This is a genomic window from Collinsella aerofaciens (assembly GCF_015555045.1).
Taxonomy (GTDB): Bacteria; Actinomycetota; Coriobacteriia; order Coriobacteriales; family Coriobacteriaceae; genus Collinsella; species Collinsella aerofaciens_W.
In genome coordinates this window covers 89,630-99,956 of record NZ_JADNJQ010000005.1, presented here as the reverse complement: position 1 = coordinate 99,956, position 10,327 = coordinate 89,630, and the positions used below count along the sequence as shown (strand labels likewise).

General features: G+C 62.0%; 10 protein-coding genes. All 10 read right to left on the bottom strand.

Annotated features, from left to right (window positions below):
• Window positions 1–157: 157 nt before the first annotated feature.
• A complete protein-coding gene (locus tag I2E45_RS03310; RefSeq protein WP_055309899.1) occupies window positions 158–2,404 on the bottom strand; it encodes a polyribonucleotide nucleotidyltransferase in 2,247 nt (748 codons plus the stop codon).
• Window positions 2,405–2,554: 150 nt separating this feature from the next.
• Window positions 2,555–2,833, bottom strand: a complete 279-nt coding sequence (rpsO, locus tag I2E45_RS03305) for a 30S ribosomal protein S15 (RefSeq protein WP_035138510.1) — start codon at window positions 2,831–2,833, stop codon at window positions 2,555–2,557.
• A gap of 138 nt (window positions 2,834–2,971) precedes the next feature.
• On the bottom strand, window positions 2,972–3,721 hold the full coding sequence (gene recO / locus I2E45_RS03300; RefSeq protein WP_195444251.1) for a DNA repair protein RecO: 750 nt from the start codon (window positions 3,719–3,721) through the stop codon (window positions 2,972–2,974).
• Window positions 3,722–3,736: 15 nt separating this feature from the next.
• Entirely contained in the window at window positions 3,737–4,804 is a 1,068-nt protein-coding gene (gene era, locus I2E45_RS03295; RefSeq protein WP_195444248.1) for a GTPase Era, read from the bottom strand.
• Between the two features lie 12 nt (window positions 4,805–4,816).
• The gene (locus I2E45_RS03290) at window positions 4,817–5,194 is read right to left on the bottom strand and encodes a diacylglycerol kinase family protein (RefSeq protein ID WP_195444246.1); all 378 of its coding nucleotides are present in this window, start codon (window positions 5,192–5,194) and stop codon (window positions 4,817–4,819) included.
• A 9-nt stretch (window positions 5,195–5,203) separates the two neighbouring features.
• Entirely contained in the window at window positions 5,204–5,713 is a 510-nt protein-coding gene (gene ybeY / locus I2E45_RS03285) for an rRNA maturation RNase YbeY (RefSeq protein ID WP_117564282.1), read from the bottom strand.
• Window positions 5,710–6,696, bottom strand: coding sequence for a PhoH family protein (locus tag I2E45_RS03280; RefSeq protein WP_195444244.1), 987 nt, complete (start codon window positions 6,694–6,696; stop codon window positions 5,710–5,712). Before I2E45_RS03280 ends, ybeY begins: the two co-directional genes overlap by 4 nt.
• Window positions 6,677–7,969: a MiaB/RimO family radical SAM methylthiotransferase gene (locus I2E45_RS03275; RefSeq protein WP_195444242.1), complete on the bottom strand. Its 1,293-nt coding sequence runs from the start codon at window positions 7,967–7,969 to the stop codon at window positions 6,677–6,679. The genes I2E45_RS03280 and I2E45_RS03275 overlap by 20 nt, the downstream gene beginning before the upstream one ends.
• 9 nt (window positions 7,970–7,978) lie before the next feature.
• Entirely contained in the window at window positions 7,979–9,127 is a 1,149-nt protein-coding gene (gene dnaJ, locus I2E45_RS03270) for a molecular chaperone DnaJ (protein ID WP_195444240.1), read from the bottom strand.
• Between the two features lie 81 nt (window positions 9,128–9,208).
• Window positions 9,209–10,312 carry a DnaJ domain-containing protein gene (locus I2E45_RS03265; protein WP_195444238.1) on the bottom strand — a complete coding sequence of 368 codons (1,104 nt, stop codon included), beginning with the start codon at window positions 10,310–10,312 and terminating at the stop codon, window positions 9,209–9,211.
• Window positions 10,313–10,327: the final 15 nt, after the last annotated feature.

Below are 10,327 nucleotides of genomic sequence, written 5' to 3'. Positions count from 1 at the left end.
TTATCGCGAGTTCCGCACGCAAAGGAAAGCACTTAATGTGCTTTCCGTCTTGCGCAGGACTGTAGAGCAGGAAACTTCATATGCGCCCCTCCCGGGCGCAAGCAAAAGGGCGACCCCTGTCCGGAGTCGCCCTTGTTGAGCTGCTTATGTTTAGCTGTTACTCGGCGTCGTGGTGACGGCGGGGCTTGCGGCCTCCGTTGTCGCCGGGACGGCGCGGACGGTCGCTGCGCTCGGAGCGCTCGCGACGCGGACGCTCACGGCGCTGGAAGTGCTCGCCGTCGCCCTCGGAAGCACCCTCGGCGCGAGCCGGGGCCTCGGGCTTGTCAAGACGATCGAGCGAGATCTTGCCGCGATCGTCAACCTCGATGACGACGACCTTGACCTCGTCGCCCACGTTGAGGACGTCCTCGACCTTCTCCACGCGGCCCTTGGCGACGCGGGAGATGTGCAGCAGGCCGTCCTTACCGGGCAGCAGGTTGACGAAGGCGCCGAAGGGCTGGATGGAGACCACACGACCGGTGTACTCCTCGCCCGGCTCGGGAACCTTGATGATGAGCTTGATACGCTCGACGGCCTGGTCGACGGACTCGCCGGTGCCGCCGACAAAGACGGTACCATCCTCCTGGATGTCGACCGAGGCGCCGGTCTCGTCCTGGATGCCGCGGATAACCTTACCGCCGGAACCGATGACGTCGCGGATCTTGTCGGTCGGAACCTGGATGGAGACGATGCGCGGGGCGGTGCTGCGCGTGGTGTGACGCGGCTCGGGGATCACATCGAGCATCTTCTGCAGGATGAAGGCGCGACCCTCCTTGGCCTGCTGCAAGGCGCGGGCCAGGATGTCGAAGGTGAGGCCGGTGGCCTTGTTGTCCATCTGCAGGGCGGTGATGCCCTCGGTGGTGCCGGTGACCTTAAAGTCCATGTCGCCCAGGAAGTCCTCGAGACCCTGGATGTCGGACAGGACCACGGTCTTGCCCTCCTCCTGGATCAGGCCCATGGCGATACCGGAGACCGGGCGCTTAATGGGCACGCCGCCGTCCATAAGGGCGAGCGTGGAGCCGCAGGTCGAAGCCATCGAAGAGGAACCGTTGGACTCCATGACCTCGGAGACGACGCGGATGGCATAAGGGAACTCGTTCTCGTCGGGGAGCACCGGAAGCAGGGCGCGCTCGGCCAGGTTGCCATGGCCGATCTCGCGGCGCTTGGGGCTGCCCATGCGGCCGGTCTCGCCGGTGCAGAACGGCGGGAAGTTGTAGTGGTGCATGTAGCGCTTGCCCTCGGTGGGCTCAATGGTATCCAGACGCTGGCCCTCGTTGAGCATACCGAGTGACAGGACGGAGAGCACCTGGGTCTGGCCGCGCTGGAACAGGCCGGAGCCGTGAACGAGAGGCAGGTAGTTATCCTTCACCATGATGGGGCGAATCTCGTCGGCGGCACGGCCGTCGACGCGCTCGCCGGTCTCGACGACCATGGTGCGCATGGCCTTCTTCTCAAGCTTCTTGAGCGCCACGGGGATCTCGCGCTCCCAAGCGGCCTGCTCCTCCTCGGTGAACTCGGCGCGGATGGACTCCTTCAGAGCCTCGACCTTACCGATACGGGAAAGCTTGTCGGCATCGCGAAGGGCGGCTGCCATCTCGTCGTAGTGGGCGAAGATGCGCTCCTGGACCTCCTCGACGGGCTGATCGAGCGGGTACTCCTTCTTGACGATGGGTCCGTTGACCTGCTCCCACTCGGCAACGAACTCGTCCTGAGCCTGGCAGAAGGCAGCAAGGGCCTCCTGGCCAAACTTCATGGCGGCGAGCATGTCGTCCTCGGAGATCTCCTCGGCGCCGGCCTCGACCATCGAGATGAAGTCGGCAGAGCCGCCCAGCTCCAGGTCCAGATCGGAGTTCTCGCGCTCCTCGTAGGTGGGATTGACGATAAACTCGCCGGTCTCCACGTTGCGGCCGATGCGCACACAAGCAAGCGGGCCCTCAAAGGGCACGCCGCCGAGCGTCATAGCCAAAGAGGCACCCATGACGTTGATGACGTCAAAGGGGTTGACCTGGTCGGCGACAAGCGAGGTAGCGACGATGTGCACCTCGTTGCGGAAGCCGTCCGGGAAGCTCGGGCGAATCGGACGGTCGATCATGCGCGCGGTGAGCGTGGCCTTCTCGCTGGGACGGCCCTCACGCTTGAGGTAGCCACCCGGGATGCGGCCGGCAGCGTACATCTTCTCGTTGAAGTCGACGGTCAGCGGGAAGAAGTCATAGTTCTTGCGCTCCTTGGAGACGACCACGGTATCGAGCATCGTGGTGTCGCCCTGCTTGACCAGACAGGCGCCAGTGGCCTGCTTGGCAAGCTCGCCGGACTCAAAGGTGTAGGTCTTGCCGTACAGCTCAAAGGTCTTGGATACGAGTGTCATTGTTCTCCTTTACCCCACAGGCCCCTTGCCTGCGGGCTTCTCATGTGACGCGGGCCCCCTGCCCCCGCCACGCTTCAGAGCGTGATTGTTCACGCCCTTACACAAAAAGAGCGTCCCGCATGCAGGACGCTCTTAGCATGTACAAGTTCACTACTGAATATTGTCGCGAATGCCCAGAGCCTTGATGAGCTCACGGTACTCGACGATGTCGTTCTTCTTGATGTAGGAGAGAAGACGACGACGACGGCCGACGAGCATGAGCAGGCCACGACGGGTGTGGAAGTCCTTCTGGTGGGACTTCATGTGCTCGGTCAGCTCCTTGATGCGCTCGGACAGGATGGCGACCTGAACCTTGGGGTTGCCGGTGTCGACCGGGGTGTTACCGAACTGGGCAGTCAGCTCCGCCTTGCGCTCTTTGGAAACAGTCATTGTTTCACCTTTCGTTTTGCGTCGCCATCGGGCGACTCGATTCGCCTCGGACTGGGAAGCCGCCGGTGGAGCGAGCAACCAAGGTCGAGGTACCAACAGGTCGGTATGTTACCACAAGCAGCCCGCGCCTGCGCATCATCACCGACCCAACATGAATTCCATCGCACGGAGGCGCTGATCGGTGTGCGTCGCAGCCCAAACATGCGAAAGCCCCAGCAAAAAGGCTGCGGTATGCGGGTCGATTCGCTCGGCCAAAAGCGCATCGAAGGTCATGGACATGAGGGCGCGCAGCCATGCGGCCTCACCGGTCGACACCAGTTCGGCACCTGGAACGCTCGACGCGCACGACCCGCACATGAGGCCGCCCGCCTGGGGCGAAAAATACGACAGCATGGGGTCTCCGCACAGCACGCAGGCCGAAAAATCGGGTCGATAGCCAACGTGCGACAGCAGCTTAAAGACATATGCCGCCACAAGTAGATCCATATGCGCCGTGTCGAGCCCGCTGCCCACCAGGGCAAGCGCTCGCTGCGTTATAGCAAAGGTAAACGGGTCCTCGGCGTCCTCGAACGAGCACACGCGCGCGACCTCGGCGATCGCGCTTGCGGCGCAGGTCGTCTCGTAATCGGGCGCAACGCCGAGCGGCGCCTCCATAAGCTCGGCCTGGGAAACCACGTCGAGTGACCGTCCATGTGCGAGCAGCATATCTACCGTACAGAACAGCTCGCAGCGCGCAGCCAGGCGTCCGCCGGGTTTGCGGGCGCCCTTTGCCACGGCACGAACCTGCCGCCCCCGCTCGTCAAGCATCGTCAAGATCAGGTCGGTCTCTTTGAGCTTCGTCTTGTCGAGGACGAGCACCTTGGTGCGATATGTCCGGGAGCCTGTCATGCGCGCCGCGCGTCCTTAGTCCTCGGCGTTGTAGCCAAAGCGGCGAATCTGGGCCTCGTCGTCGCGCCAGCCGGCCTTGACCTTCACGTCCAGCTCCAAAAAGACCTGCGTGCCAAAGATGCGCTCAAGATCGCGACGGGCGTCGATACCGATATGCTTGATCATCTCGCCGCCCTTACCGATGATGATGCCCTTTTGGCCCTCGCGCTCAACATAAATGGTGGCGTGCACGCGCAGCACCTTCTTGGTCTGCTCGAGCGCATCGCAGATCACGCCCACGGAGTGCGGGATCTCATCACGGGTGCGGCGCAAGACCTTCTCGCGCACAAACTCGGCAACGAGCGTCTCATCGGAAGCGTCGGTACCCATGTCCTCGGGGAACCAACGCGGACCCTCGGGCAAAAAGTGCGCAACGGTCTCGATAAAGGCATCGACGTTGAAGTTCTTGACCGACGACGTCACGATCTCGTCGTCATACTCCATGAGCTCGTGGGCGGCCTTGAGCTGTTCCATAACCTGGGCGGGATCGGCCTCATCGGCCTTGGTGAGCACCAGGACCTTCTTGCAACGGGCGCATCTGACGCGCTCGGCAACCCAAGCGTCTCCCCTGCCGATCGGCTTGGTGGCATCAATCAAAAACGCGACGACATCGACATCGTTCAGCTCGAACAACGCGCTCTTGTTGAGCTCGGATCCCAGACCGTCCTTGGGCTTATGAATACCCGGGGTATCGACAAAGACTAGCTGGTAGCCGGGACGGTTGACGACGGCGCGCATGCGGCGACGGGTCGTCTGGGCCACCGGCGAGGTGATGGCGACCTTTTTGCCATAGCAGGCATTAAGCAATGTGGACTTGCCTGCGTTGGGGCGTCCGACCAGGGCCACGAAGCCGCTGCGGAAACCAGGCTCAACGTCGCCAAAGCCCGCGAGGTTGTCGTCCTCGTCGCACAGGGCGTCGAGCTCCTCATCGCTCATGCCCTCAAACGGGTCGAACTCCTCGACATCCTCGAGCCCCTCGGTATCCACTGCGTCCAAAGTCTCGTCGTCCAGGATCTCATCGGTAGGCTGCATATTGTCGGACATGGGAATCCCTTTCTAAATAAAGCCGAGCGCGTGGGCAAATACCAGCACGCCCACAATCGCGGCGGTGATGGAAAGAACGTATACAGAGGCGGCGGCGATGTCCTTCGCACGCTTAGCCAGCGGATGGAGCTCCTGGGTCGCCAGGTCGACGATAGCCTCCATAGCGGTGTTGCACAGCTCGCCGTGAATCACCAGGCCACAACAGATGATAATCGTGGCCCACTCGGCAATGTCGAGCCCCACGATACAGCCGGCAATAATGGTGCACACGCCCGCCACGAGCATGACCTTGATGTTGCGCTCGGTCTTGACGGCGGTAACGAAGCCCTCCATGGCGTAGGAGAACGACTTTAAGAAGGACGGATGGTCCTTGTTCGATCCGGGAATCATAGACGGCTCCTAGTCGTGGGCGTGGTTGGTGATGGGGCCGACGTGGACTAGCTTGGGGTCCTCGCCGCGCTCGAGCGCCAGATCGCGCAGAATGGCGTCCTCGCGGGCCTCCATGACCTCGGCCTCATCGTCCTCAATGTGGTCATACCCCAGCAGGTGCAGCATTCCATGCACGAGCATCAGGCGGCACTCGTCGGCAGGGCTATTGCCAAAGCCGGGGGCCTGACGGGCAATGACCTGCGGGGCCAAGATGATATCGCCGAGCTCGAGCGTCTCGTCGGCGGGAATATCCTCGTCAAAGGCCGAGTCGCATTCAAACGAGAGCACATCGGTGGTGCGGTCGATACCGCGCCACTCGTGGTTGAGCTCGTGCATCTCGTCCTCGTCGACATACGAAAGGGAAATCTCGACTTCACGCTCAACGCCCTCGGCGGCAAGCACAACCTCGCAGATGTGCTCCACCTCCTGCGCGTCGAGCAGCGTATCGAGCTCGGCATCGTTGCTGATCAATACACTCAACGGGACTCCTTTCGGTCACGTACGCGCTGCTCGCGCACATCATCATAAATATCGTATGCCTCGACGATACGTCCCACCAAGGCATGGCGCACCACGTCGGCACGCTCGAGGTGCGAAAATGCGACATCATCGACACGGCCCAAAATCTTCTCGACATCCGCCAAGCCACCACGACGACCCACCAGGTCACGCTGGCTCAGGTCGCCGGTAATCACGAACTTGGAGTTGAAGCCCAGGCGCGTCAGGAACATCTTCATCTGCTCGGGAGTGGTATTTTGCGCCTCGTCGAGCACCACAAAGGCATCACTCAGCGTGCGGCCGCGCATGTAGGCAAGCGGGGCGATCTCGATCACGCCGCGCTCCATAAGCTCATCGGTGCGCTCGCGATCCATCATGTCAAAAAGGGCGTCGTAAAGCGGACGCATGTAGGGATCGATCTTTTCCTCGAGGGTGCCGGGCAAAAAGCCCAGATTCTCCCCCGCCTCGACAACCGGACGCGTCAAGATCAGACGGCCCACCTCGTGACGCTTGAGCGCGGCAATGGCGAGCGCCATAGCCAGATAGGTCTTACCGGTACCGGCAGGACCCAAGCCAAACGTGATGGTATGCGAGCGGATGGCATCCACATAGCGCTTTTGCCCGAGCGTCTTGGGGCGAATGACGCGGCCGCGATACGAAAGCAGCACGTCATCGCGAAGCGACGTAGCCTCGTGCTCACCGTCACGCAAGACGGCCAGGCAGCGAGAGACATCGTCGGCAGACAGCGTGCGCCCGGCGGCCGCCTCGCGAAAAGCGTGCTCGAAAAAGCGCGCCACGAGTTCGACCTCGTCCGGGTCGCCGCTCACGGAGATGCTATCGCCACGGGCGACCACATGGGCGCGAACCAAGCTCTCGAGCGCACGAAGGACGCCGTCGCCGGCGCCCAAAACGCGCGAGGAATCAATCCCCTCGGGAACGGTAAGTCTAATCTTCGAGGCTTCCATGAACCTCCCTGCGTGCATGGACCAAGCCGGAATCATCGACTCCGATGATAGCAACATCGAGCAGGCACGGGGCTGTAAGTCCACAGGTATCGTCAAGACGGGCATGATGGAACGAGCCGAGCGTCAGGTTGTCACCATACTCGAGCACGGCACGCTCGACCGTGCCCACGCGACGACGAGCGTCGGCAATAGCGAGCTCCTGTGCGGCGGCCCGCATACGGCGGCTGCGCTCGGCCATAACCTCGGGTGGCACCTGGTCGGGCATGTCGGCAGCAAGGGTACCGGGACGCCTGCTGTAGCGAAACACGTGCATACGCGAGAAACCCACACGGCGGCACAGCGCCAGCGATTCCTCGAACTCCTCGTCCGTCTCACCAGGAAAACCGACGATGACATCGCACGAAAGGGACGCCTGGGGCAAGATGGCACGAATCATACGCACCGTGTCCTCAAAGGCCTCGGCGCTATAGGGACGGCCCATGCGATGCAGGGTCGCCGTGCAGCCGGACTGCACGGGCAGGTGCAAAAACGGGGCGATACGCTGCGGATAGCGCGCCATAACCTTAAGCAGGCGCTCGGAGATATCCATGGGCTCGACCGAGGAAATGCGCACATGCGGAATAGACGTGCGCTCCATGATGGCCTCGAGCAGCTCATCGATTTCGACGTGCTCGTCGGTCGCGCTCTTGCCATCGTAGGCACCCAGGTTCACACCGGTCAGCACCACCTCGGGCACGCCGGCCTCCTGGGCCTCGCGAACTTGCTCGAGCACGGACTCGACGGGCACGGAGCGCTCGGGGCCGCGTGCCTTCCACACAATGCAATAGGTGCAGCGATGGTTGCAGCCGTCCTGAATCTTCACGCCCAGGCGAGAGCGACCGAGCGCATCGACCACCTCGCCATCGCTGCAGGCGGGAACGCTATCGGATTCGACACCCAGCACCTCACAGACACGTTCGGCGACATCGATCTTGGACGGCTCGGCGATCACGCGGTTCGAAAGCTCCAGCAGCTCCTCGGGATGCAAATTGACCACGCATCCGGTCACGAGCACATAGGGCTCGTTTGGATGGGCCAGCGCATGGCGGACGGCCTTACGGGTCTTGGCCTCGGCCTCGCCCGTAACGGCACAGGTGTTAATGACGATCAGATCGGCATCCTGGGGCTCCACAATAGCAAAGCCCAGGCGCATAAGATCGGCAGTGATACGGTCAGACTCAACCCGGTTGACACGGCAGCCGAGGTTGACGACGGAAATATGGGGTGCGAGCACGCGGGCTCCTTAATCGAGGATATCGTCGAGGGCACTCTTGATACGGTCGGTCACCGACTTCTTACCGGAAGTGACGTCATCGCCCATCTCATCGGCAAAAGCACGGAGCAGCTCGCGTTGCTTATTGGAAAGATTGGTGGGAACGACAACGCGCAGTTGCACGATCAGGCGGCCACGCGAACCGCCACCGCCAATGCGCGGCATGCCGTAATTATTGACGCTCACGGTGTCGCCGTACTGGGCGCCGGCGGGAACCGTCACCTTAACGACCTCGTCGGGCATAATGCCCTCGACCTCGATCTCGCAGCCGAGTGCAGCCTGCGCAATCGAAATATCGCTCACCAGGTACAGGTCGTCACCGTTGCGCTTAAAGCGCTCATGGTCGGCAACACGCACGTTGACAATCAGGTCGCCCGAGGGCTCGCCGCGAAGGCCGGCCTCGCCAAAGCCGCCCACACGCAGCTGGCGACCGGTCGAAACGCCGGCGGGAATATCGATGTCGATCTTTTCGTGCGAAGGCGTGCGGCCCTGACCGTCGCAGGTCTCACAGGGATGGTCGATAACCGTGCCCTCGCCATGGCAGTCGGGACAAGGCGAGGAAGACTGAACCTGGCCCAAAAAAGAGCGCTGGACCGTGGTGACATAGCCCGTGCCGTGGCAGCGGCTGCACTGTTTTTCGGTCGCACCGTCAGCCTTGCCCGTACCGTTGCAATCCTCGCAGGGAGCAAGGCGGTCATAGCTGATCGTCTTTTTGCAGCCGAGCGCCGCCTCCTCGAGCGTCACCGAAAGCGAGATGGCCATGTCACGTCCGCGACGACGCTCACGACGGCTGCGGGCGCCACCGCCGGCACCGCCGCCAAAGAACGACGAGAACAAGTCGTCCATGCCCATGCCACCAAAGATATCGTTGATATCGACGTAGCCCGAACCACCAGGGCCGTCGGCGGTGCCGTAACGGTCGTAGTTAGCACGCTTCTGCTCATCGGAAAGAACGGAATAGGCCTCGTTGAGCTCCTTGAACTTGGCCTCGGCCTCGGGGTCGTCCGAAACGTCCGGGTGTACGGTACGGGCCTTCTTTAGAAACGCGCGCTTAATCGTCCGCGCGTCGGCATCCCTGTCGACGCCAAGCACCTCGTAGTAATCCCTATTTTCCGACACGACCTAATCCTTCCGACTTTCATTATTGTCACAGTGCGTCCTATACCCAAGCTGGGCCGGCCGCAAACAGAGGGTTTGATGTTATTGCATTTGGTACGGCGAAAGCATGGCCCGTTGCGAGCAGCTCGCAAACCAAACCGACACGAGCGCGAACATGAAGCCGTTGGCAAAACCGTTGGCAAACTGCATCGCACCGCGCTTCCACCACAGCAGACTGCGATGAAGCACACCGTCCGAAAGCACCATGAACAGGCCCATGGTAAACGGAATAAAGCACATCACGGCAAAGGCCGAGAACACGCCCGAGATGGCCGAGAGTACCAAAAACGGCGCCACGATGCCCATCAGGTAAAAACCGGTACGAGCTTTGCCTTCCAAGCGCTCGGCCTCAACATGGGCGCGGCCGACCAGATCGCCGCCCGCGGCACCGTTGGTGCCAGCATGGCCCATGCCGCCAATGCGGACCTCGTCGCCATCGTGCGTGCCGGCAGGAAACTCAATCGTCTGCTCGGAGGTTACGCGAGTACGACCGCTGCCGCCGCAATCAGGACAGGGGTCGGCCACGACCTTACCGGAACCGCCGCACTCGGGGCAGACCGACTGGAACGTGCCCGCACCAAACAGGAAGGACAGGTCAACGTCGATGTGGCCGCGGCCACCGCAGCTTGGGCAGGTATGGGCATGCTCAGACGAAACGGAGCCCGAACCGCCGCAGTTGTTACAGGTATCGAAGCGCGTGTAGCGGACGGTCTTGCGGGCACCGCCCTTGGCCTCCTTGGCGTCGAGTTTGATATCGACGACCACGTTGGCGCCGTTCTCGGGATTGTAGGCAGCCTGCCCGCGACGCGGCTGGCCCCAGGCGCCACCAAAGGGAAAACCGCCCTCAAAGGGATTGCCATAGCCCGCGCTGCCGGTGTAGCCGCCGCCATAGGGCGAAGCCGTAGGAGCACCGGCGAAGGGATTGCCAGAACGCATGGCGTCGTAGCGCGCACGTTTTTGCTCATCCGAAAGCACGGCGTAGGCCTCGGAAACCTCTTTAAACTTTTCCTCGGCACCCGGCTCTTTGTTGACGTCCGGATGGAGCTTGCGGGCCTTTTGCTGGAAGGCCTTTTGAATATCACGCGAGGTGGCGTCCTTGGAGACACCCAGAATCTCGTAGTAATCTTTTTCGTTCATCGTCGCCATGCGCGGCAACCTCCT

Coding starts and splice junctions, on each gene's coding strand:
- I2E45_RS03310 (WP_055309899.1), bottom strand. CDS start 2,404: ATGACACTCGTATCCAAGACCTTTGAGCTGTACGGCAAGACCTACACC.
- rpsO (WP_035138510.1), bottom strand. CDS start 2,833: ATGACTGTTTCCAAAGAGCGCAAGGCGGAGCTGACTGCCCAGTTCGGT.
- recO (WP_195444251.1), bottom strand. CDS start 3,721: ATGACAGGCTCCCGGACATATCGCACCAAGGTGCTCGTCCTCGACAAG.
- era (WP_195444248.1), bottom strand. CDS start 4,804: ATGTCCGACAATATGCAGCCTACCGATGAGATCCTGGACGACGAGACT.
- I2E45_RS03290 (WP_195444246.1), bottom strand. CDS start 5,194: ATGATTCCCGGATCGAACAAGGACCATCCGTCCTTCTTAAAGTCGTTC.
- I2E45_RS03280 (WP_195444244.1), bottom strand. CDS start 6,696: ATGGAAGCCTCGAAGATTAGACTTACCGTTCCCGAGGGGATTGATTCC.
- I2E45_RS03265 (WP_195444238.1), bottom strand. CDS start 10,312: ATGGCGACGATGAACGAAAAAGATTACTACGAGATTCTGGGTGTCTCC.